Genomic DNA, 23,227 nt, shown 5'->3' with positions numbered 1-23,227 from the left:
AAAGAGCATCACTAAACAAATTACTAAACATCGGCAGCGCATAGCGTGCCTTGTTTAGGCCCTCGGAGGAGCGAGGGTCGAGGGCTCTTGAAACCGTCATCCGGACGCGTTTCGCAAATGGGAGGTAAGGCATGAAATCGACCTTGAAACTGGCGTTGGGACTGGCCTCGGCGATCTTTGCGTCGACAGCCGTCTGGAACGTCGCGCATGCGGAAGACCTGACGCTGTGCTGGGCGGCCTGGGATCCGGCCAACGCGCTCGTGGAACTGTCCAAGGACTTCACCAAGGAAACCGGCATCGGCATGAAGTTCGAGTTCGTGCCGTGGACCAATTACGCCGACCGATTCCTCAACGAGCTCAACTCGCACGGCAAGCTCTGCGACCTGATCATCGGCGACAGCCAGTGGATCGGCGGCGCCGCCGAGAACGGCCATTACGTCAAGCTGAACGACTTCTTCGACAAGGAGAAGATCAGCATGGACGACTTCGTGCCGGCGACCGTGGTCGGCTATTCGGAATGGCCGAAGAACACGCCGAACTACTGGGCGCTGCCAGCCATGGGCGACGTCGTCGGCTGGACCTATCGCAAAGACTGGTTCTCGCGGCCCGAGCTGCAGAAGGAATTCAAGGAGAAATATGGCTGGGACCTCGCCCCGCCGACCACCTTCGACCAGCTGAAGCAGATCGCCGAGTTCTTCCAGAAGCGGCAGATCGACGGCAAGACCGTCTATGGTGCCTCGATCTATACCGAGCGCGGCTCGGAAGGCATCACCATGGGCGCCATGGACGTGCTCTACAGCTACGGCTTCCAATATGAGAACCCCAAGAAGCCCTACGAAATGGAAGGCTTCGTCAACTCCGAGAAATCGGTGAAGGGTCTCGAGTTCTACAAGGCGCTCTATGATTGCTGCACGCCGCCCGGCGCCTCCAACAGCTACATGGGCGAAGGCGTCGACGCCTTCAAATCCGGGCAGGTGGCGATGCACATGAACTTCGCCTTCACCTGGCCCGGCCTGCAGAAGGACGAGAATGTCGGTGGCGACAGAATAGGCTACTTCGTTAATCCGAAAGGCCCCGACGGCGACCAGTTCGCGCAGCTCGGCGGCCAGGGCATCTCGGTGGTCTCCTATTCCGACAAGCAGGAATCGGCGCTGAAATACATCAAGTGGTTCGCCAACAAGGACGTGCAGGCCAAGTGGTGGTCGCTCGGCGGCTATTCCTGCCTGAACTCGGTGGTCAAGGACCCGAAATTCCCGTCCAGCCAGCCTTACGCGCAGGCCTTCCTCGACTCCATGGCCATCGTGAAGGACTTCTGGGCGGAACCGAGCTACGCGCCGCTGCTGCAGGCCTCGCAGAAGCGCTTCCACGACTATGTCGTCGCCGGCCAGGGCTCGGCCAAGGATGCGCTGGACGGCCTCGTCAAGGACTGGACGCAGATCTTCCAGGACGATGGCAAGATGTAGTCGGGGCAAGATGTAAAGCTCCTCCCGAGCTTGATCGCAGCGTCCCGTGCCGCCTTGGCACGGGACGCAGTTCAGATAAATTCCATTGTCGAGACTTGACGTGACCGAAGCAGGATTAACCATGCTCGATCGGACTGCGGACAACGTTGCCCGGGCCACACCGGAACCGTTGGCCAAGAAGATCCGGGGCATCAGCGACAAGGGCCTCGCCTGGCTGTTCATCTCGCCGACGATCCTTTTGCTTTTGGCCATCAACATCTTCCCGCTGTTCTGGGCGATCTATCTCTCCTTCACCAATTACCGGGCCAACCGCCCCAACGAGGTTGTGAAGAATCTGGGGCTCGCCAACTACCGGCGCATCCTCGGCGACCAGGATATCTGGATCGCCATGCAGACCACGGCTCATTTCGTCTTCTGGACGATCCTCCTGCAGACGGTGATCGGCTTCACGCTGGCCTGGCTCATCGACCGCAAATTCCGCGGCCACGCTTTCTGGACCACCATCATCCTGGTGCCGATGATGCTGTCGCCGGCGGTGGTCGGCAATTTCTGGCGCTTTCTCTACGAGCCGCAGATCGGCCTGTTTTCCTACGTCGTCTCCTTCGTCACCGGCATTCCTCCGACGAATGTGCAGATGCTGTCCAATGTCGAACTCGCGCCGTGGGCGATCATCATCGTGGACACCTGGATGTGGACGCCTTACGTGATGCTGATCTGCCTCGCCGGGCTGCGCTCGATTCCCGAATACATCTACGAAGCGGCCGAGGTCGACCGCGCCTCCAACTGGCGTCAGTTCTGGTCGATCACGCTGCCTATGGCGCTGCCCTTCATCATGCTGGCGGTGCTGTTCCGCGGCATCGAGAACTTCAAGATGTTCGATATGGTCAACCTGCTCACCGGCGGCGGACCCGGCTCGACCACCGAGGTCGCCTCGATCACGCTGAAGCGGCAGGCTTTCGAAAGCTGGCGCACCGGTTATTCCTCGGCCTTCGCCATCATCCTGTTCGTCGCCGTGTTCGGGCTGGCCAACATCTACGTCAAGGCCCTCAACAAGGTGAAGCAGAGATGAGCCTGACCACCGCCCATTCCGTCGTCGCCCCGTCGTCGAACGCGAAGCTGATCGCCGGCACGATCATCATAGCCTATGCGCTGATCTCGATCGTGCCGCTGCTCTGGATCTTCGCCACCAGCTTCAAGACGCCGCCGGATTCGATCGCCTATCCGCCTAAGATCGTCTTCCAGCCGAGCACCGAGGGCTATTGCAACCTCTTCACGACCCGGACCCGCCAGACGCCGGAATATATCAACGCGCTGGGGCCGGCGACCGGCTTCTGCGACGAGACCGTGCGCAAGCGCAACATGGTCATCGCCGGCCCGTCGAACTTCCTGCCACGCTTCGTCAACTCGCTGATCATCGCCTTCGGCTCTACGTTCTGCGCGGTGTTCCTGGGCACGCTCTCGGCCTATGGCTTCTCGCGCTTCAAGGTGCCGCTCGCCGACGATCTTCTGTTCTTCATCCTGTCGACGCGCTTCATGCCGCCGATCGCGGTGGCCATTCCCATCTATCTGATGTACCGCGAGCTTGGCCTCTCCGACACCGCGCTCGGCATGATCCTGCTCTACACCGCGGTCAACGTCTCGCTGGCGGTCTGGCTGCTCAAGGGCTTCATCGACGAGATCCCGCGCGAGTACGAAGAGGCCGCGATGATCGACGGCTACACGCGGCTGCAGGCCTTCTGGCGCACCGTGCTGCCGCAGGCGACGACCGGCATCGCCGCGACCGCCATCTTCTGCCTGATCTTCGCCTGGAACGAATATGCGTTCGCAGCGCTGCTCACCTCAGGCACGGCGCAGACCGCGCCTCCCTTCATCCCGACCATCATCGGCGAGGGCGGCCAGGACTGGCCTGCGGTGGCGGCGGGCACGACCATCTTCCTGGTGCCGATCCTCGTCTTCACCATCCTGCTCCGCAAGCAATTGCTGCGCGGCATCACCTTCGGCGCGGTGCGCAAATGATTGATGTGGGAATAAGTCGACCCCCACTCCGTCGAGCGTCGCTCGACACCTCTCCCCCGATCGACGGGGGAGAGGAAGGACGCGAACTTCATTCAGCCTGGCTCCCTTCCTCTCCCTCCGGAGGGGGGAGAGGTGGCGCTGCGAAGCAGCGACGGAGTGGGGGAACCACCTGGCAACCATCTCTCCTCGTAACGGGGGAGAAGAACGGGAGGAACGCATGAGCCGCGCTGTCTCCAAACGCTCCTCCTGGCCCCGCTGGGCAAGGCGCGGCCTGATGGAAAACATCGCGACCGCGATCATCGCGATCGGTTTCCTGATGCTGTTCCAGCCCTTCGCGCTGGCGCTCTACACGTATTCCTTCATCACCATGCTTGCCGGCACGGTGATGTTCATCATCGTCTCGAAATTCCCGGAATAGAGATGGCCGAGATCCGTGTTCAGAACCTGAGGAAGGCCTTCGGCGCATTCGTCGCCGTGCAGGATTCCAATTTCGTCGTCGAGGACGGCGAATTCTTCGTCATGCTCGGGCCTTCCGGCTGCGGCAAGACGACAACGCTCCGAATGATCGCCGGCCTCGAACTGCCGACCGGCGGCAAGATCCTGCTCGGCGGCGAGGATGTCACCATGCGCCGGGCGCGCGAGCGCGACATCGCCTTCGTCTTCCAGCTCTTCGCGCTCTATCCGCATATGAATGTGCGCAAGAACATCGGCTTCCCACTGCTGGCGCAGGGCATGCCTTCGGCCGAGATCCGCAGCCGCGTCGAGGAGACGGCGAAGCTGCTGCGCATCGACCATCTGCTCGACAAATCCGTGTCGGGCCTCGCCGGCGGCGACCGCCAGCGCGTCGCACTCGGCCGCGCCATCGTGCGACGTCCGAAATGTTTTCTCATGGACGAGCCGCTCGGCACTTTGGATACCGAGTTCCGCGACCTGATGGTGCATGAGCTGCGCGAGCTGCACAACCGCATCCATGCCACGACCGTCTATGTCACGCATGACCAGATGGAAGCGATGTCGATGGCCGACAAAATAGCGGTGATGAACCACGGCGTCATCGAGCAGTTCGGCACGCCGCGCGAGATCTACGACCGGCCGGCGACCATGTTCGTCGCCGATTTCATCGGCTCGCCGCCGATGAATTTTCTGCGCTTCGGCGGCGGCTTGGCGAAGGGCGCGAAGGAGATCGTCGTTCAGGGCGCGAAAGTGCCTGTGCCGGAGGTGCGCGAGGACGTGGCACCCGCCGACATGGCGCTCGGCATCCGGCCCGAGCACATCCGTTTCGACGATGGCTCGAAGCTGCGCGGCGCGATCTACGGCACCGAATATCTCGGCACCACCCAGATCGTCGCGGTGGAGACGGCCGACGGCATCATCAAGGCCCGCGTGCCGGCCGGCATCCATCTCAGTCCCGGCGAGCAGGTTGGGCTGACGCTGAGCAGCGCGCGGCTTTCGCTGTTCGAAAAGGGCACTGGACGCGCGGTCAGGACCGCCATGCATGATCAGGCAGCGGAGGCGCGCCATGGCTGATGTCAATCTCCAGGGCGTGACCAAAAGCTTCGGCGAGACCGTCGCGGTCAGCAATCTCGACCTCGCGATCAAGGACGGCGAATTCGTCGTGCTGCTTGGGCCGACCGGCGCCGGCAAGACGACGACGCTCAGGCTGATCGCGGGGCTGGAGCGGCCGGACAGCGGCACGATCCACATCGGCGGCCATGACGCGACGGCGCTGTCGCCGGCCGAACGCGACACCGCCTTCGTCTTCCAGCAATATTCGCTCTACCCGCATCTTTCGGTGTTCGACAATCTGGCCTTCCCGCTGCGCTCGCCGGCACGGCGTTTTCCGGAGGACGCTGTGCGGCGCCGTGTCGAGGAAGTGGCGCGCATGGTGCGAATCGACCACAAGCTCGACAACCGCTCGACACGATTGTCGGGCGGCGAGATGCAGCGTGTCGCCATCGGCCGCGCGCTGGTGCGCAAGCCCGCGATCTACCTTATGGACGAGCCGCTCTCCTCGCTCGACGCCAAGCTGCGTGCCGATCTCAGGCTCGAGCTGAAGCGTATCCAGTCCGAGCTCGGCGCCACCATGCTCTATGTCACGCACGACCAGATCGAGGCGATGACCATGGCCGACCGCATCGGCATCCTCGCCGACGGCGTGCTGGTGCAGATCGGCACGCCGCGCGCGATATATTCGGAGCCGGCGAACCTCCATGTCGCGGCCCGCCTCGGCCAGCCGGCGATCAACCTTTTGCCGGCCGGGCTGCTGCCCGACGGCGGCGCGCCGGCCGGAACGACGACGATCGGCGCCCGCACCGAACATCTCGCGATCGAAAAGGCGATGAACGGCAATGCCGACGGCGTCGTCGACTGGGTCGAGCATCTCGGCGACCAGAACCACCTGCATGTGACGGTGGGGGCGAAGAAGCTGGTGACGCTGACCGATCCCGACACGCCGCTCGCAAAGGGGGACAGAGTAACGATCCGCTACATCGCCCCGCTCTATTTCGGCTCGGACGGGCAAAGACTGATGTAGCTGCGACGCCTTAGATATTAGCACACCGAATGACGACCGCAGATACGGACTGGACGAAATCCATGAAGCACTTTTTCAACCGCAAGGACACGATCGTCACAGAGGCGCTCGACGGTTTCCTCGCCACGGCGGGATCGGGCACGCTCGCCCGCCTCGATGGCTATCCCGAGATCAAGGTCGTGCTGCGCGCCGACTGGGACAAGACGAAAGTGGCCGTGGTGTCGGGCGGCGGCGCGGGTCATGAGCCCTCGCATGCCGGCTTCGTCGGCGCCGGCATGCTGACTGCGGCCGTCTCCGGCGAGATCTTCGCCTCGCCCAGTGTGGAGGCGGTGCTGGCGGCGATCCGCGCGACGACAGGGCCGGCCGGCTGTCTGCTGGTGGTCAAGAACTACACCGGCGACCGGCTCAATTTCGGCCTGGCGGCCGAGAAGGCGCGCGCCGAAGGTTTCGCGGTCGAGATGGTGATTGTTGCCGACGACATAGCGCTGCCGGACATCGCACAGCCGCGTGGCGTCGCCGGCACGCTGTTCGTGCACAAGATCGCCGGGCACCTTTCGGAATCCGGGGATGACTTGGCATCGGTAGCCGCGGCGGCCCGCGCGGCGGCTAAGGACATCGTTTCGCTCGGCATCTCGCTCTCCTCCTGTTCGATCCCCGGGCAGGCGCATGAGGAGCGCTTCGGCGCTGACGATGGCGAGCTTGGCCTCGGCATCCATGGCGAGCCGGGCGTCGAGCGTATCCCGCTGCAAAGCGCGGGCGCATTCGTCGCCATCATGGCGGAGCGCCTCGCCGCGCAGCTGGATCCCGGCGATCACTATGGCTTGCTGATCAACAATCTTGGCTCGGTGCCGCCGCTCGAAATGTCGCTCATCGCCAACGCCGTTTTGTCCTCGCCGCTCGCCAAGGCCGTGACGCTGACGATCGGTCCCGGGCATCTGATGACGGCGCTCAATATGAACGGTTTCTCGCTGTCGCTGCTCAAGCTGAACCCGGCGCGCGAGGCGGCGCTGCTTGCGGCTGTCGGCCCGCATGCCTGGCCACCGGCAAAACCGGTTCGTCAGCCGGTCGTTGTCGCGATGCCCGAGCCTGTTACCGGCACAGCCCCAAAGCCCGCCAGCCGCGATGCGGCCGCCGAGCGGCTGATCAGGGCCGCCTGCCAAAGGCTGATCGCGCTCGAAGAGCCCCTCAACGCGCTGGACGCCAAGGCAGGCGACGGCGATACCGGATCGACCATGGCAACCGGGGCGCGCAGCGTGCTCGAGCGCATCGACACCCTGCCGCTTGCCGATCGCGCGGCCACGCTTGCCGCGATCGGCGATGCGCTTGGCACTTCGATGGGCGGTTCCAGCGGCGTGCTTCTGTCGATCTTCTTCACCGCCGCCTCGCAGACTTTGGGTTTTGGCGCAACTCTGCCCAAGGCGCTGCTTGCCGGCCTCGGACGAATGTCATTTTATGGCGGTGCCAGGATCGGCGACCGCACCATGGTCGATGCGCTGGAGCCGGCGCTGAGGGCATTCGACGCAAGCGGGCTGGAAGCAGCCGCCAAGGCGGCGCGGCAAGGCGCCGAGGCAACTGCCGCGATGCGGAAGGCAAAGGCCGGCCGTTCTGCCTATATTGGCAGGCAGCTTGACGTAGCGGATCCCGGCGCCTTCGCCGTCGCCGAGGTTTTCGCTGCCGTGGCGGCGCTGTTCGCCCCGGCATAAAGGACCAAGAATGGCCGCATCCGATTTCTCAAAGCTGATCGCAGCAGCGGCGGACACGATCGCGGCGCATGCCGAGGAATTGACCGCGCTCGACCAGGCGATCGGCGACGGCGACCACGGGCTCAACATGAAGCGCGGCTTCGAAGCCGTGCGCGCCGAGGCCGACGCCTTTTCAGCGAAGCCGCTGCCCGAGGCGCTGAAGGCTGTCGGCACCAAGCTGGTGATGACCGTGGGCGGCGCTTCCGGTCCCTTGTTCGGCACGTTGTTCATGGCGCTCGGCAAGGAACTGCCCGCTGTCCCGGATCGCACTGCGCTGGCGGCGGCATTGGACAAGGCGATCGAAGCGGTCGCGGCGCGCGGCAAATCGCAGCCGGGACAAAAAACCATGCTCGACGTGCTGCAGCCGGTGTATGAGGCATTGGCGCAAGGCAAGACGGTACGCGAAATCGCCGATGCCGCCGACAAAGCGGCAGAGGCCACGGTGCCGATGAAGGCCCTGCGCGGGCGCGCTTCCTTCCTGGGAGAGCGCTCGATCGGGCATATGGACGCCGGAGCGCGCTCCACCGCGCTTCTGGTGCGCGCAATCGCGGAAGCCATAGAGGGCAATCGATGAGCAATGTCGGTATCGTCATCGTGTCGCATTCGCCCTTGGTTGCCGAAGGCACGGCCGACATGGTGCGCCAGATGGTGGGCGACGAAGTGCCGCTTGCATGGTGCGGCGGAAACGGCCATGGCGGGCTCGGCACCAGTGTCGAGGCAATCATGGGCGCGATCGACAAGGCCTGGTCGGACGCGGGCGTCGCCATCCTGGTCGATCTCGGCGGCGCCGAGACCAACAGCGAGATGGCGGTCGAGATGATCGGCGAGCCGCGCTCGCACAAAATAGTCGTCTGCAACGCGCCGATCGTCGAAGGCGCGGTGATGGCGGCGACCGAATCTTCCGGCGGCGCCTCGCTCAAGGAAGTGGTGGCGACGGCGCACGAATTGTCGCCGTCGTGAACGAACGGGAATCGACTGAATGTCCGCATCCGCCGAAGCAACGGTCCTGATCACCCACGCGGTCGGGCTGCATGCGCGCCCTTCGGTGAAGTTCACCAAGCTTGCCAAGTCCTTCGCGGCCGAGGTGGAGGTGGCGGTGGCCGCCAACGGCCCTTGGTTCGATGCCAAGAGCATCGTCAAGGTGATGGCGGCGAAAGCGCCGAAAGGGACCATGCTGCATATCCGCGCCAAGGGCGACGGCGCCGCCCAGGCGGTGAAAGCGCTGGTCGACCTGGTGCAGCGCGACTTCGACGAGGATGCGGATCATGCCCGGTCGGCTTGAGACCGATTTGCATGACGGCAGGCGCGCAAGGAATGCGAGCCATGCGGGTTGAGGGTATCCCGGCCTCCCCCGGTTACGCCGAAGGCCCGCTGTTCGACCTCGAGCAGCCTCCAACCAGCTACAAGGCCAGGGCGAGCGCCGAGGAAGAAAAAGTCGCACTGGTAAGCGCAATCGGCAAAGCCGTCGACCGGCTGGCCGCACTGGTCGAAAGCACCGATGGCGACGCCCCCGGCATCCTCGAATTCCACATCGCCATGCTGGAGGACGACGCATTGAGCGGCCCGGCCTTGGCGGCGATCGGCTCCGGGCAGCCGGCGGACGCCGCCTGGCGGGCAGCGCTGGACGGCGAGATCGCCGGCTATGAAGCGTCGGACCAGGACTATTTCCGCGCCCGCGCCGCCGACCTGCGCGACATTCGCGACCAGGTGCTGCGGGCGCTGAGCGAAGCCGGCGAAGCTGCGGGGCCCCCCGGCGCGATCCTCTATGGCGAGGACATCGCGCCGACGCGCTTCCTGGAGACCGATTGGAGCGAGGGCGGCGGCATCGCGCTCAAGCGGGGCAGCACCGCCAGCCATGTCGCGATGCTGGCGCGCTCGCGCGGCGTGCCGATGGTCGTCGGTCTCGGCGACGAGGCTCAAACGCTCACCGGTGTCGCGCTGCTCGATGCCGAACGCGGCGGGCTCATCTTTTCGCCCTCGCCCGCCGAGATCGAAGCCTTCCGGCAGTCAGCCTCTTCCTTCGCCGACCGCCGGGGCGCGGCGAAGACATTCCTGGCAGAACCGGCGGTGACCAAGGCCGGCACCGCCGTGCGCGTGCAGGTCAATATCGCCTACCCTTCCGATGTTGACGGCATCGATATCGCGACCTGCGACGGCGTCGGGCTGATGCGCACGGAATTCCTGTTCGGCAAGACGCTGCCGGACGAGGAGACGCAATACCGCGCGTATCGTAAGGTGCTGGAATGGGCCGGCGACAAGCCGGTGACCATCCGCACCGTCGATGCCGGCGGCGACAAGCCGGTGCCGGGTTTCACCGTCGGCGAAACCAACCCGTTTCTCGGTTTGCGCGGTATCCGGCTTTCGCTCAAGCGGCCCGATATTTTTCGCGTGCAGATACGGGCATTGCTGCGCGCCGCCATCCACGGCAATCTGAAGGTGATGTTCCCGATGATCGCCACGCCTGACGAGTATGCCCAAGCAGCAGCGCTGTTCGCCGAAGAAGGAGTCGCGCTTGCCGCGCAAGGCGTGGCGCACAGGCTGCCGCCGCTCGGCATCATGGTCGAGGTGCCATCCGTGGCGCTGGCGCCGGAGGATTTCGCCGACGTCGCCTTCTTCTCGATCGGCTCCAACGACCTGGCGCAATATGTGATGGCGGCCGCGCGAGACAACGCAGCCGTGGCGCATCTCAATTCCGTCCGCCACCCAGCCGTCCTGCGGCTGATCGCTGCGATCACGACCTTCGGGCGGGAAAGAGGTATTCCAGTGAGCCTCTGCGGCGACGCCGGCGGCGATCCGGCAGCGATCCCGGCGCTGCTCGATGCGGGCCTGCGCGACCTGTCGGTCGCTCCTGCGCAACTCGCCATGGCCAAGGCGGCCATTGCGGACGTTTCGGTCTAAGCGCGGCATGGCCAAGACTGCCAAGATACAGGAAGTTGGCTCGGAAGAGGCGATCCGCGCCTATAAGACGATCCTGTCGCAAGTGATCGACCAGCGCCCGTCGGGCATGCGCCAGCGCCTTGCCGACGCGCTCGGCAAGCACCGCAGCTTTGTCACGCAGATTTCCAGCCCTGCCTATTCGGTCCCGATCCCGTCAAAGCATCTGCCGTCCATCTTCTCGGTCTGCCACTTCAGCCAGGCCGAGCGCGACCAGTTCATGGCCGCCTATCACCAGGCCCATCCCGGCAAGGCGCCCGCGGCCTCGGGCCAGCGCAAGACACGCCATGTCTCGCTCATCGTGCCGGATTTCGGCGACGACAGGCAGAACGCCGCGCTGGACCGGGCGATCAACGAGTTCATCCAGAAGATCACCAGCATCGCCGGCAAGGGCAGCGGCTAGCGCGGGAGCATGGGAGGACTGCCATGAAGAAATTCATCAATTCGGTGGACACGGTGCTGGCCGAAAGCCTCGATGGTTTTGCGGCGGCTCATGCCGACATCCTCGTGCTCGGCGAGGACCACAAATTCATCCGCCGCAGAGAGCTGAAGCCCGGCAAGGTGGCGCTGATCTCGGGCGGCGGCTCGGGCCACGAGCCGCTGCATGGCGGGCTGGTCGGCCACGGCATGCTTGACGCCGCCTGTCCTGGCCAGGTGTTCACGTCGCCGACGCCCGACCAGATGCTGGCCGCCTTCGAGGCCGTCGACACCGGCGCCGGCTGCCTGTTCATCGTCAAGAACTACGAAGGCGACGTGATGAATTTCGACATGGCGGCCGAGATGGCGGACGGTGTGCTGCAAGTGGTGACCAATGACGACGTCGCGGTCGAGAATTCATCCTACACAACGGGGCGGCGCGGCGTGGCCGGCACGCTGGTGGTGGAAAAGATCGTCGGCGCCGCGGCCGAGCAAGGTATGGCCCTGCCCGCGCTCAAGGCGTTGGGTGACGGCGTCAACGCCGCGACGCGCTCGATGGGCGTGGCGCTGACCAGCGGCACGGTGCCCGCCGCCGGCAAGCCGACCTTCGAGATCGGCGACGGCGAGATGGAATTCGGCGTCGGCATCCACGGCGAGCCCGGCCGGCGGCGCGACGCGCTGAAGAGCGCCGATGCCATCGCCGAGGAAGTCTGCGCGGCAATTGCCGGTGACTTCGGCGGCCGCGCCAAAGGACCAGCGCTGCTGTTCGTCAACGGCTTCGGCGGCACGCCGTCGATGGAGCTCTATCTGATGTACAACAGCGCCCGCAGAATGTTCGAGAAACAGGGCGTGACGGTGGTCCGCTCGCTGGTCGGTTCCTATGTGACCTCGCTCGACATGGCCGGATGCTCGATCACGCTGACCCTGCTCGACGACGACATGACGGCGCTTTGGGACGCTCCCGTGCACACGGCAGCGCTGCGGTGGGGGATGTAGCCGTCGCTGGCTTCCCCGATGCTTTTCTGGCAAGCATGCGTGGAACCTGCCGCTGTTGCCTGAACGATGCTGCCCGAGCTTTCGCCTGCCCAGGAAAAACTGCTGATCAACCTTGCGGATCCGGGGGCGCCGGCCGATCTGGACAAGGACGTTTCAGCGGCCGGCCTGTTGGCGCTGCTGGCCAATGCGGAGTTTCACGGCGTGCTGCCGATCGTGCTGCGCAAGCTGCGCGAACGCGGCGAGGCCGGTCTGCCGAAAGACGCGGGCCTGCTGCAAAAGCTTGCCGAGCTGCGCGACCAGATGACGACGGCGACCGGGCAGTCGATGCTGCTGCAATATCACGGCGACCGCATCATGAAGGCGCTGGCGGCAAAAGGCGTTCCGGCCCGGATCGTCAAAGGGCCGGTGTTCGCGCGCAAGCTCTATCGGCAGCTTGCCGACCGGCCGTTCACCGATATCGACATCCTCGTCGACCCCGCCAGCGTCGAGGCGGCCAATCGGACGATCGCCGAATGCGGTTTCGAGCTCGGCAGCGGCGAAGCCGAGTCGCATGAGCTGCAGGAATTCAAATGGCTGGAGAAAGAGAACTCCAGCCTGCTCATCGAATTGCACGGCAATCTGGTGCACGACACCGGCATGCGCAGACGCCTGTCACTCGGCTTTCGTGAGCTGCAGGCGATCGACAAGGGCGAGACCGACACGCCGGCGGCGCTGCTCACCACTGCCATCGTCCATGCCGCAGGCGGCCACAAATTCCACCGGCTGCAGCTCTGCGTCGACGTGCTGCAAGGCGTGCGGGCGCTGAGATCGCCGGAAGACGAAGCGCGCCTGCTCGAGGCCGCCCGCATGACCGGCATCGAGCTCGAGCTGGCGACGGTGCTCAATGTCACCGGACGCCTGTTCGCCGCGCCGCGCGCTATGGAGCTCGCAGACCGCATCAAGCCGGACCTCTCGATACGGCTGGCGAAATGGCTGATCACCGGCAACATGCTGCTTCGCGTCAATTCCCGCGAAAAGCTGCGCTCGCGCCTCAGCCGCGACGCCTTCCGCTGGGTACAGAGGCTGGCACGGCCGCGACCTTATCCAGCCTGAGCGCGGGAAGCAGACCTCAGACACCCACCGTGGCGCGGATCAACTCCGCCGCCTCATCCGGCCTTGCTCCGACCTCCAGCGTGAAGGTTGGCACCGCCTTCACGAGGGCCGCGATCATCGCCATGCGCCTTTTCTGCAGCGACAGCAGGCCGGTCATGCCGGTCCGCACATTGTCGGTGGCCAAGGCCACCATGGCGTCGGTCCTGGCCATGGGCAGCAGCCGGGTCTCGGCGTCGGCCGAGCGCGCGAGATGCAGGAGCACGGCGACGGGCCTGGCGCGCACATCGTCGACGCGAATGATTTGGCCGAGGCAATCCAGCGAAACGGACTGCTCGCCCTCGGCGTCCCAGGTCTCGCCCAGGCAAGGCGCGACGAAGGGCAGCATCGCCGCCGTGTTGCGGTGGACCTTCACTTTGCGCGGCATACCCCAGGCCGCGACCCCGTCCGCTGTCGCCTTGAGGACCATGACGTCGTCCGAGCAGAGGCCGAAACCCTGCGAGGCAAGCGCCAACGACGTCGTCGACTTGCCCGTGCCGCTTGGCGCATGGATAAGAACCAAGCCGTCCTTTCCGGGCAGAGTGAGACCCGCAGTATGCAGCATGTGCTGGCCGTCCGCATCGAGCGCCGCATCCAGCACCATCATCAGCAAGGTCCACTTCATCTTGCTGTCGGGATGAAGACGGATTTCGGCCCGGCGCTCGCCGTCGCGGATCGACAGCGTCTGCTGGCCCGGAAAGACGAGATGGAAGACGCTTCCGGCGTCGATCATGCGGCAATGGCCATCCAGCGGCACGTCGCCGTCGAAAGCCAGATTTCCTTCGGGGTTCTCCTGCAACTCAAGCGTTTCGACGATGTCGACGCGGAAACCGGGCGGGACAGGCTCGTTCACACGCAGGGCGCCTAGCATCAGGTCGAAGCTTGGCCAGAGATCGGCGCGCGCGGCGGTGATGCCTATGACCTGGCCGTCAAGGTCGTAGCGGAAAGTCTGGTCGCTCAAGCGGCTGGCGCCTTCATCCTGGCCGGGTGGCGGTAGATCTCCACCATGCCGGGCTGGCTGTCGCTGACCACCGGCGTGCCGTCGAGGCAGACCCAGCAATGCGCCGACAGGCGAGGCTCGTGCATCGATTTGGCGTCGACGCCGAAATGCAGTTCCGGGTCGAGACCGGCCATGCGCAGAAAACGAAAGCCGAGCAGACCTTCCCGAAGGCATCTGCGGTCGCGCATCAGCCAGGGGCGCCGCACCGTTCGTTTGACGCGGTGGACGATGTAGGTCCAAGGCAAGTCACGATAGGGCGCAGGCGACTGCAGCGGCGCCAGCTTCAACACGCTTTCGAAATCGCGCCGGCCGACCAGCACCGGCAGCAGCCGGGCGCTGAGCCACAAATGGACGCGGAACAGGACGCGCAGGACCGGTCCGTCGGCCATCACGCGCCCGGGTCGGCGAGGATGCCTTCAGCCACCAGCTCGACGGCCAATTCGACCATATCCTGGTCGAGTGTTGCCTTGTCGACCTCGAATTCGTCCGACAGCAGGTCGACGATCTGGTTGAGGTTGCGCGCGCCGTTCACCTTGTCGAGAAAGGCCTCGGTGGTGTCGTTGCAGGTGTAAAGCTGGCCGCTGCGCGCCAAAAGCACGACGGCGCCATCGCCGACATGCTGCACGGACGCATCCTCCGCCATCCGAAGCACCGTTTCAGAGCCGATTTCAGCCATCTGCCCGCTCCCTTCGCCGAAGAGCAATTAGCGCGGCGCCGCGAGACTGTCCATCGGCATGGATGGCGAAGGGACCCTGCAAGCCTGCCCGCCGCGAGGCGAATATTAGCGAAGCCTTGCCTTCTTGCCCTTGGGTAAGCTATGAGTCCGCCGGGTTTTGGGGAGTGATCTGTATGCGTTATAATTGGGAACGGGCTCCGACGGCGTTCGAGCGCCATCGGAAGGCGCTTGCGGCGGCCATCCTGATCGCGGGCGGCGTCGGGCTGATGCTGGCGGCGCTGCCGCTTTAAGCCGGCTGAGATCACGGACAGTGACAGCGGCGTCTCCACTGGAGGCGCCGAACAGAAACGTTTGCCGGCATGTCGACCAAAATGCAGGAAGACATGGCCGCCACGGGCGGCTTAGTCTATGGCAGGGCGGCAAAACGTTCCTGGGGAGGAAGACTACATGGCCTCACGCTATCACGAAGTCTATGAGGACTGGAAACGCGACCCCATAGGGTTCTGGGCCGAGGCGGCCAAGGGGATCGATTGGTACAGGCCGGCCGACAAGGTCTTCGACCCGACGCAAGGCGTCTATGGCCGCTGGTTCGTCGGGGCCTCCTGCAACACCTGCTACAACGCCATCGACCGCCAGGTCGCCGGCGGCCGCGCCGACCAGCTGGCGCTGATCCATGACAGCGCGATCACCGGCACGATCCGGACATTCACCTATGCCGAATTGAAGCGCGAGGTCGTCGCGCTGGCTTCGGTGCTGAGGCATCGCGGCGTCGGCAAGGGCGACCGCGTCATCATCTACATGCCGATGGTGGCGGAAGCGGCCATTGCCATGCTCGCCTCGGCGAGGCTGGGCGCCGTGCATTCGGTGGTGTTCGGCGGCTTCGCCTCGCATGAGCTTGCCACCCGCATCGACGACGCCAAGCCCAAGCTGATCATCTCCGCATCCTGCGGTCTGGAGCCTGGACGCGTGGTCGCCTACAAGCCGCTGCTCGACAAGGCGATCGAGATGTCGAAGCACAAGCCCGACGCCTGCCTGATCCTGCAACGCGAGCAGCTGCGCTGCGAGATGAAGGACAATTACGACTTCGACTATGCGGATGCAGTTGCCCGCGAGCGGGCTGCCGGCGCCAACGTCGATTGCGTGCCGGTGCTCGCCACCGACCCGCTTTACATCATCTACACCTCCGGCACGACCGGCCAGCCGAAGGGCATCGTGCGCGACAATGGCGGCCATATGGTCGCGTTGAAATGGACCATGGACAACGAGTTCGGCGTGAAGCCCGGCGAAGTGTTCTGGGCGGCTTCCGATGTCGGCTGGGTGGTCGGCCATTCCTACATCGTCTACGGACCGCTTCTGCATGGCTGCACGAGCGTGCTCTTCGAAGGCAAGCCGATCGGCACGCCGGATGCCGGGACCTACTGGCGGGTGATCTCGCAGCATGGCGTCGTGGCGCTGTTCACCGCGCCGACCGCCTTCCGCGCCATCAAGGGCCAGGATCCCAAGGGCGAGTTCGTGCCGAAATACGACCTGTCGAAGTTCCGCACTTTGTTCCTCGCCGGCGAGCGCGCCGATCCTGAAACCATCAAATGGGCGGAGCAGAAGCTCGACCGTCCCGTCATCGACCATTGGTGGCAGACCGAGACCGGTTCGCCGATGACGATCAACCCGGCGGGCCTGGGTCTTTTGCCGGTGAAATACGGCTCGCCCGGCGTGCCGATGCCGGGCTATGACATCCGCATCCTCGACGATGCCGGGCACGAGGTGGCGCGCGGCACGCTCGGCAATGTCGTGGTGAAGCTGCCGCTGCCGGCCGGATGCCTGCCGACGCTGTGGAATGCCGATGCCCGCTTCCGCCAGGCCTATCTGGAAGAGTTCCCGGGCTATTACAAGACAGCCGACGCCGGCATGATGGACGAGGACGGCTATCTCTATGTGATGGCCCGCACCGACGACATCATCAACGTCGCCGGTCACCGGCTCTCGACCGGCGCCATGGAAGAGGTTCTGGCGGCCCACCCCGACGTCGCCGAATGCGCGGTCGTCGGCATTGCCGATGCCATGAAGGGCCAGGTGCCGCTCGGCTTCGTCGTGCTCAATGCCGGCGTGTCGCGCGAAAGCGGCGCGATCGAAAGCGAGGTGGTGGCGCTGGTGCGCGAGCGGATCGGCCCGGTCGCCGCGTTCAAGACCGTGGTGACGATCAAGCGGCTGCCCAAGACCCGTTCCGGCAAGATCCTGCGCGGCACGATGCAAAAGATCGCCGACAAGGAGGAATGGACGATGCCGGCGACCATCGACGATCCCGTGATCCTCGACGAGATCGCGGCGGCGCTGAAGGGACGCGGCATCGGGTTGTAGCCGCCCGGCAGACGGCCGCGTTAAGGACGGATTCACCAATTTTTCCCGCACCGCAATCGTTTGTTGTGCAATGCAGCAACAGACTTTAAAGTTTGCATGGGGGGCCATACCGAAGGCACGGCATGGCTCAGCAAAAGACGACATTCGGCGGCATCGACATCCTGCGTTTCCTGGCTGCCGTCATGGTGATGTTCTATCACTACGGCTTCTGGGTCTGGGCTTTCCCCGACGGCATTTCGGCACGCGCCACCGGCGGCATCCCGCCGCATCCCGAAATGGCCTTCGCCGGCTCCGGCTGGGTCGGCGTGCAGGTGTTTTTCGTCATCAGCGGTTTCGTTATCGCCTTCAGCGCCGAGAACGCGACGCCGCTGAAATTCTTCGAAGCGCGCTTCCGGCGGCTGGTGCCGGCGGTCTGGATCTGCGCGCCAATCTCCGCGATCGTCCTGTTCATGGTCGGCCTCTCCTGGCCGACGGATGCCGTGATCCGCCTCGTGCGCACCGGGATGTTCGTGCCCTTCGAGCCATGGGTGGACAGCGTCTACTGGACGCTCGGCATCGAGATCGCCTTCTATGCCATCGTCTGGGTCCTGCTGCGGCTCGGCCGCTTCGATCTGATGGAACCGGTCGCCATCGTCATCGGCCTGGTCAGCACGCTGTTCTGGTGCCTCTATTTCGCCTTCGGCTGGGCCGGTCTTGCCGAGACCCGCTGGCTGCAGCTGACACTGGTGCATCACGGCGCATTCTTCGCCGTCGGCGTGCTTTTGTGGCTGATGCGCTTCAAGGCGCTGACCATGCCTCGCCTCGCCTTCACGGCCCTGTTCCTGTTCGCGGGCGCGCTGCAGATCGCGAGCTCGGTCGACGTGCACGCCATCAAGGTCGGAGCCGCCATGCCTTACGCAACGCCGATCGCCGTTTTCCTGGCGGCTGTCGCGCTGATGGCATGGTCGCTGCAGCTCGACCTTTCCTGGGGCGGCTGGCGGCGGATCGGGCTGATGACCTATCCGCTCTATCTGATCCACGATGTCGTCGGCGCGGCGATGCTCGGCGCCCTGATGCGCGCCGGTATGGCCTATCTGGCCGCTATTCCCATTGTCGGCGCCGCCATGATCGCGGTGAGTTGGCTGATTGCGGCGGAGGCCGAGCCGCGCATCCGGCTGCTCTTCGACCACACGCTGTTCCGTTATCGGTTGAAGGCCGCCTGACCACGCGACTGCCGATCGCGCGCCGGTGTGGAATTGTTTGCATTCGGCATGATATCGAGGCGCAGATCATTGCAAGCCGCCGGGCCTCAATTCGTGAACCTTTTCCAAAAATCGAGACGCCCTCGACCCGCGCCGCGCGAGCGCCTTGTCATGGACATGCGCGACACCGTCGTCTACGCGATCGGCGACGTGCATGGCTGCCATGACGAGCTGCGCGCGCTGGAAGGAAAAATCCAGCTCGACGCCCAACGGTTCCGCGGCCGCAAGATCATCATCATGCTGGGCGACTATATCGACCGCGGACCGCATTCGCGGCGCGTAGTCGACCATCTGATGGCGCCGCCGCCGAAGGGCTTCCAACGCATCTGCCTCGCGGGGAACCATGAGGTCGCGCTGCTCCTCTATCTGGACGGTCATCTCTCGCGCGAAACCTGGCTCTGCTATGGCGGCCGCGAGACCCTGTTCTCCTACGGCGTCGACCCTGACCGCCTGATAAGCCTCTACGGTTCGAGCGAGGAGGCGGATGCACGCATACGCGAGGCCATCCCAGCCGGCCACATCGACTTCCTGCGCACGCTGCCGGCGATGATCTGCTCCGACCAATTCGTCTTCGTGCATGCCGGCATCCGGCCCGGCATCGCGCTCGAGGCGCAGGACGAGGGCGACCTGCTCAACATCCGCGAGGAATTCTTCCAGGCTGCGCATCGCCTCGACCGCTGGGTGGTGCACGGGCACACGATCGTCGATGCTCCGACGCTCGACGGACGCCGGCTCGACATCGACACCGGCGCCTTTCAAACCGGACGGCTGACCGCTCTCAGGATCGTCGGCAAATACGGCCGCTTGCTGTCCTCACGAGATTAGGGCGGTTCGGCAAGACTTGGCGGGTCGGAGACATGGCGACAGGGCGACACCTATCGTCTGTTGAGCCGACTATGCCAACCCTGGAGAGTGGCCCTAAGCCTTGCCGACGTCGTCATTACGAAGGCAAGCGCCAGCCTTGGAGATTGGCTGCAGCTTCCCTCCGATCGTCATTCCAGGGCGGAGCAAGGAGCGAAGCGACGCGCGCAGACCCTGGAATCCATGCCGTTACGCCGAGGCGGCGCCAGCGGCGCAGAATTCTGGACCCTCGCACTCTACGGCGACGCTCACGGCATGGATCCTCGGGTCAAGCCCGAGGATGACGAAGGGATGGGCCTTCCGGCTAACCACAAAGGTCCGCAAGCGCCTGCAGACGGCTAAGGGATGTCTCGGCATCAAGATGCGGAGCAGTTCGCCTTTCATATGACCGAAACCCGCTTCAGGCTGCCTGCTTGGGGCGCTGCTCGGATTTTTCCAGATAGTAGGTCGAGTAGCGGTCGAAGAACCTTTCCGAACCGCCGAGCGAGCCGTATTTGGCCAGCTTCTTCAGATCGACCTTGTTGAGCACCGCGCCGATCACCTTGTTCGCGATATAGGGCTCCGATTCCAGCATCGAGCGCACCATGTTGCGCGGCGTGCGGCCCCATTCGGTGACCAGCACGAAGCCATCGACCAGCGGCGCGAAGGCCTTGGCGTCGACGACGGGGCCGAGCGGCGGCAAGTCGACGATGATGTATTCGAACGTCTCCTTGGCGTTCTCGATGAAGCGGCGCATGCCGGCCGAGCCCAAAAGCTCGCTGGTGTGCGAGAACTGGCCGCGCAGCACGGCGGGGATGATCGCCAGCTTCGTCTGACGGTCGACCTTGCCGACCGACTGCCAGGTCTGGCCGTTGACCACCGCTTCCATCAGACCCTGCTCGGTCTCCATGCCGAGACTGCGGCTCAAGCCCGGATTGCGCAGGTCGCCGTCAATGAGCAAGGTCTTGGCGCCGTTGGCGGCGAGCAGGCCGGCGAGATTCGCGGCCACCGTCGATTTGCCCTCGCCGGGCAGCACCGAAATGACGCCGATCACCCGACTGCCGCGGTCTTCCATCACAACATCGAAGGCGATCTTGGCGTTGCGCAGCGTCTCGGCGAACATCGATGCCGGGGCGTCGATGCTGACACGCATGCGCGCCCGTCTCTCCGCCGCGGAAAGGCTCGCCACCTTGCCGTCGGCCGGCAGGTCGTCGGGCTTGGAATCCTTGGCCTTGCCACCGCCGATGGTCGGCAGATAGCCGAGGAATTTCAGACCGACCCGGTCACGAACGTCCTCGCCCGTCCTGAAGAAACGCTCGTTGAACTCGTTGAGGCCGCCGAAGCCGGCTCCAAGCATCAGGCCAAGCACGAGCGACAGCGCCAGCACGCGCAGGGTGCGGGGGCTGGAGGCCGCGAGCGGCATCGTCGCGTCGGATATGATGCGAACCTTGCCGACCGGGAAGGACTGCTGCTGCGAGGCTTCCTCGTAACGGCTGAGGAAGGTCTGGTAGAGCGTGGTCAGCGCCTGCGCCTGCTGGTCGAGCTCCTTAAGCTTCACCTGCGACTGGTTGTCGATCGAGCTCTTGCCGGCGGCGGTGGAGATCTTGTCGCGCAGCGCCTGCTCGCGCGCCTGCGCCACTTGGAAGTCGTTGCGGTAGCTTTCGGTGAGCTGCTTCAACTGGCCGAAGATCTGCGCCGAGACGTCGGCCTTTTCCTTGGTCAGCGCGACCGCCTGCGGATGATCCTTACCGAAATTGGTCTCGACGTCCTGCAGGCGCTTGGCAATGGCCAGATAGCGGGTCTTGAGCGCGATGATGACCGAGCTGCTCGGCTGGTCGGCGCCGATGGCCGAATCGTTGAAGGCGCTTTCGGAGCCGCTGTCGACGATCGCCTTGTATTGCTGGTAGCGGGCGCTGGCCCTTGCTGTATCGGCCTGGGCGACGATGAGCTGCGCGTTGAGGTCGGCGAGTTGCTTGTCGCTCAGCAACTGGCCGTCGCTGTTGGCGGAGAGCCCGTGCTCGGCCCTGAATTTCTCGACCGCCATCGCAGCCTGCTGCGAGCTTTCGCGCAACTCGGTGAGCCGGCCCTGCAGCCACAAGGCCGCGCGCTCGGTGGCGTCGAAGCTGGCGTTGAGCTGGTCGGCCAGATAGGCATCGGCATAGGCCTTGGTGATGGCCGTGGCCAGAGCTGGATCGGGCGCCTGGTAGCCGATGGAGAGCACGTAGCTGCGGCCGTTGCGCTGCGCCAGCACCTCGCTCTGCAGCTTCAGCACGGCATAGTCGTGGCGCGCCGTCTTGATCATGGCCTGCCGCGTCGCCTCGTCGACATTCTGCATGCCGGGGATGTCATCGGCCGAGCTGCCGCGGAAATAGCCGACCACACCACGCAGGAAGCCGATGCCCTTGGCCAAAGCCGATTGCGGCGGGTTCATGAAGGCGTCGTTCTGATCAAGCTTCAGCTTGTCGACCACCACCGATGCCAGGCGTGCGGAGGTGAGAATCTCGACCTGGCTGAGAAAGGAAGCGTCAGTCTGAACGGTTTGCGACGCCGCCGAAATGTCGTCGACGACCTTGTTCAGCCCCTCGTCGATCAGCACGCTCGCCACGGACATGTATTGCTTGGGCGTGGTCTGCAGATAGATCACGCCCAGGAAAAGGCCGATGATGGCGCAGACCGCCACGACCTTGGCCTGTCGGGCAGCCATGCCAAGCAGACGCTCGACATCGATGAAGTCTTCACCCTTTTCCGGGTCGGTGCTGGGCAACGGCATCCTCTTGTCGAGAGGAAAGTTGGCATAGTTCATATTCGGTCCAATTCCAGGTTGCAGGCGCTATCGGCCTGGTAGATCGGCGTCGTGACCAGAAAAGACCGCGCAACGTTGTTGCCAGGATGCGCCGGGCCGGAAGGCCCGGGCGCTTGAGTGGCAGTCGCGCCATCGCGAAACCGCATATGCACCCGAAAGATGGGCATTATGCGGCTACTTCCCGGCGCTCATGCGACCGGACAAATTGCTGCAGCATCTCGAAGACAGGGCCCTTCATGTCGTCGCGCGCCAAGGCGAAGGCAATGGTGGCCTCGATGAAGCCCTCCTTGGAGCCGCAGTCGAACATGCGGCCATCGAAAGGCTGGGCATAGAAAGGCTGGCTCTGAGCCAGGCGCACCATGGCGTCGGTGAGCTGGATCTCGTTGCCGGCGCCGCGTTGCTGGTTGCCGAGCAGCGCAAATATCTCCGGCTGCAGGACGTAGCGGCCGTTGATGTAGAAATTCGATGGCGCGTTGGCGGGCGCCGGTTTTTCGACCATCGCCGTCACTTCGAAGCCGGATGCCACCTCGGCGCCGCGGCCGACAATTCCGTATTTGCTGGTTTCGGAGGGATCGCAGCGCTCGACGGCGATCACATTGCCGCCTGTACGCTTATAGAGATCGACCGTCTCGGCAAGGCAGCCGCGCGCGCCGAAGGACACCATGTCGGGAAGCAGCAGTGCGAAGGGCTCATTGCCGATCACGTCGCGCGCGCACCATACGGCGTGGCCGAGGCCCTGGGGCGACTGCTGGCGAATGAAGGAGGTGGCGCCGGCGACGGGCAGCAGGCTTTCCAGCGATTCGAGCTGCGCCTTCTTGCCCGTCTGCTCCAGCGTGCCGATCAGTTCAGGGTGCAGGTCGAAATAGTCTTCGATGACCGCCTTGTTGCGGCCGGTGACGAAGACGATGTGCTCGATGCCGGCCTCGAACGCCTCGTCAACGGCATATTGCACGACAGGCTTGTCGACGACGGGCAGCATTTCCTTCGGCATCGACTTGGTCGCCGGCAGAAACCGCGTTCCGAGCCCCGCCACCGGGATGACTGCCTTCCTGACTTTCTGCATCTGGTCTTCCTTCTGCGAGA

22 protein-coding genes are annotated in these 23,227 nt (G+C 64.6%); 17 read left to right on the top strand and 5 right to left on the bottom strand.

Annotation, left to right across the window (positions count from 1 at the left end):
- Positions 1-131: 131 nt before the first annotated feature.
- From P9273_RS01065 to P9273_RS01000, 14 genes are all read left to right on the top strand, one after another.
- A complete protein-coding gene (locus P9273_RS01065; RefSeq protein WP_278047247.1) occupies positions 132-1,463 on the top strand; it encodes an ABC transporter substrate-binding protein in 1,332 nt (443 codons plus the stop codon).
- A 121-nt stretch (positions 1,464-1,584) separates the two neighbouring features.
- Positions 1,585-2,532 carry a carbohydrate ABC transporter permease gene (locus P9273_RS01060; protein ID WP_040993696.1) on the top strand — a complete coding sequence of 316 codons (948 nt, stop codon included), beginning with the start codon at positions 1,585-1,587 and terminating at the stop codon, positions 2,530-2,532.
- A complete protein-coding gene (locus P9273_RS01055) occupies positions 2,529-3,479 on the top strand; it encodes a carbohydrate ABC transporter permease (protein ID WP_278047246.1) in 951 nt (316 codons plus the stop codon). Before P9273_RS01060 ends, P9273_RS01055 begins: the two co-directional genes overlap by 4 nt.
- 217 nt (positions 3,480-3,696) lie before the next feature.
- Positions 3,697-3,897: a hypothetical protein gene (locus P9273_RS01050; RefSeq protein ID WP_278047245.1), complete on the top strand. Its 201-nt coding sequence runs from the start codon at positions 3,697-3,699 to the stop codon at positions 3,895-3,897.
- A gap of 2 nt (positions 3,898-3,899) precedes the next feature.
- Positions 3,900-5,006, top strand: coding sequence for an ABC transporter ATP-binding protein (locus P9273_RS01045; protein WP_278047244.1), 1,107 nt, complete (start codon positions 3,900-3,902; stop codon positions 5,004-5,006).
- Complete coding sequence (locus tag P9273_RS01040) at positions 4,999-6,012, top strand: ABC transporter ATP-binding protein (RefSeq protein ID WP_278047243.1); 1,014 nt, start codon at positions 4,999-5,001, stop codon at positions 6,010-6,012. The genes P9273_RS01045 and P9273_RS01040 overlap by 8 nt, the downstream gene beginning before the upstream one ends.
- A 62-nt stretch (positions 6,013-6,074) precedes the next feature.
- A complete protein-coding gene (locus P9273_RS01035; RefSeq protein WP_278047242.1) occupies positions 6,075-7,715 on the top strand; it encodes a dihydroxyacetone kinase subunit DhaK in 1,641 nt (546 codons plus the stop codon).
- Positions 7,716-7,725: 10 nt separating this feature from the next.
- On the top strand, positions 7,726-8,328 hold the full coding sequence (gene dhaL, locus P9273_RS01030) for a dihydroxyacetone kinase subunit DhaL (protein ID WP_278047241.1): 603 nt from the start codon (positions 7,726-7,728) through the stop codon (positions 8,326-8,328).
- The gene (gene dhaM / locus P9273_RS01025; RefSeq protein ID WP_040993682.1) at positions 8,325-8,714 is read left to right on the top strand and encodes a dihydroxyacetone kinase phosphoryl donor subunit DhaM; all 390 of its coding nucleotides are present in this window, start codon (positions 8,325-8,327) and stop codon (positions 8,712-8,714) included. The genes dhaL and dhaM overlap by 4 nt, the downstream gene beginning before the upstream one ends.
- Before the next feature lie 19 nt (positions 8,715-8,733).
- Entirely contained in the window at positions 8,734-9,036 is a 303-nt protein-coding gene (locus P9273_RS01020; protein WP_040988690.1) for an HPr family phosphocarrier protein, read from the top strand.
- 41 nt (positions 9,037-9,077) lie between these two features.
- A complete protein-coding gene (ptsP, locus tag P9273_RS01015; protein WP_278047240.1) occupies positions 9,078-10,652 on the top strand; it encodes a phosphoenolpyruvate--protein phosphotransferase in 1,575 nt (524 codons plus the stop codon).
- 7 nt (positions 10,653-10,659) lie between these two features.
- Complete coding sequence (locus P9273_RS01010; RefSeq protein ID WP_278047239.1) at positions 10,660-11,091, top strand: hypothetical protein; 432 nt, start codon at positions 10,660-10,662, stop codon at positions 11,089-11,091.
- A 23-nt stretch (positions 11,092-11,114) separates the two neighbouring features.
- Positions 11,115-12,101 (top strand): dihydroxyacetone kinase subunit DhaK, encoded by a 987-nt coding sequence (dhaK, locus tag P9273_RS01005; protein ID WP_278047238.1) that lies wholly within the window; start codon positions 11,115-11,117, stop codon positions 12,099-12,101.
- A 66-nt stretch (positions 12,102-12,167) separates the two neighbouring features.
- Complete coding sequence (locus P9273_RS01000; protein ID WP_278047237.1) at positions 12,168-13,193, top strand: nucleotidyltransferase family protein; 1,026 nt, start codon at positions 12,168-12,170, stop codon at positions 13,191-13,193.
- Positions 13,194-13,209: 16 nt separating this feature from the next.
- Here P9273_RS01000 and P9273_RS00995 read toward each other — a convergent pair whose 3' ends face one another.
- From P9273_RS00995 to P9273_RS00985, 3 genes are read right to left on the bottom strand one after another with little or no spacing between them, the layout of a single operon-like run.
- Positions 13,210-14,190 (bottom strand): serine kinase, encoded by a 981-nt coding sequence (locus tag P9273_RS00995; RefSeq protein ID WP_278047236.1) that lies wholly within the window; start codon positions 14,188-14,190, stop codon positions 13,210-13,212.
- Positions 14,187-14,618 carry a lasso peptide biosynthesis B2 protein gene (locus tag P9273_RS00990; RefSeq protein ID WP_278047235.1) on the bottom strand — a complete coding sequence of 144 codons (432 nt, stop codon included), beginning with the start codon at positions 14,616-14,618 and terminating at the stop codon, positions 14,187-14,189. The genes P9273_RS00995 and P9273_RS00990 overlap by 4 nt, the downstream gene beginning before the upstream one ends.
- Positions 14,618-14,905 (bottom strand): PqqD family protein, encoded by a 288-nt coding sequence (locus P9273_RS00985; RefSeq protein WP_278047234.1) that lies wholly within the window; start codon positions 14,903-14,905, stop codon positions 14,618-14,620. The genes P9273_RS00990 and P9273_RS00985 overlap by 1 nt, the downstream gene beginning before the upstream one ends.
- A gap of 495 nt (positions 14,906-15,400) precedes the next feature.
- On the opposite strand from P9273_RS00985, the gene P9273_RS00980 reads away from it, so the two are divergent.
- The 3 genes from P9273_RS00980 (at position 15,401) to P9273_RS00970 (ending at position 19,326) form a co-directional block, all read left to right on the top strand.
- Positions 15,401-17,260 (top strand): propionyl-CoA synthetase, encoded by a 1,860-nt coding sequence (locus tag P9273_RS00980; RefSeq protein WP_442920183.1) that lies wholly within the window; start codon positions 15,401-15,403, stop codon positions 17,258-17,260.
- A gap of 122 nt (positions 17,261-17,382) precedes the next feature.
- On the top strand, positions 17,383-18,462 hold the full coding sequence (locus P9273_RS00975; protein ID WP_278047232.1) for an acyltransferase family protein: 1,080 nt from the start codon (positions 17,383-17,385) through the stop codon (positions 18,460-18,462).
- 150 nt (positions 18,463-18,612) lie between these two features.
- Positions 18,613-19,326: a metallophosphoesterase gene (locus P9273_RS00970; protein WP_278047231.1), complete on the top strand. Its 714-nt coding sequence runs from the start codon at positions 18,613-18,615 to the stop codon at positions 19,324-19,326.
- A gap of 436 nt (positions 19,327-19,762) precedes the next feature.
- Here the strand turns inward: P9273_RS00970 and P9273_RS00965 are convergent, their stop codons facing one another.
- Both P9273_RS00965 and galU read right to left on the bottom strand, forming a co-directional pair.
- Entirely contained in the window at positions 19,763-22,144 is a 2,382-nt protein-coding gene (locus tag P9273_RS00965; protein ID WP_278047230.1) for a polysaccharide biosynthesis tyrosine autokinase, read from the bottom strand.
- Between the two features lie 166 nt (positions 22,145-22,310).
- Positions 22,311-23,207, bottom strand: coding sequence for a UTP--glucose-1-phosphate uridylyltransferase GalU (gene galU, locus P9273_RS00960; protein WP_278047229.1), 897 nt, complete (start codon positions 23,205-23,207; stop codon positions 22,311-22,313).
- Between the last annotated feature and the right edge of the window lie 20 nt (positions 23,208-23,227).

The sequence above is a fragment of the Mesorhizobium sp. WSM4935 genome, assembly GCF_029625735.1.
Lineage (GTDB): Bacteria > Pseudomonadota > Alphaproteobacteria > Rhizobiales > Rhizobiaceae > Mesorhizobium.
Note: the sequence above shows the minus strand (reverse complement) of the source record. Positions and strands in the feature narration are given on the sequence as shown.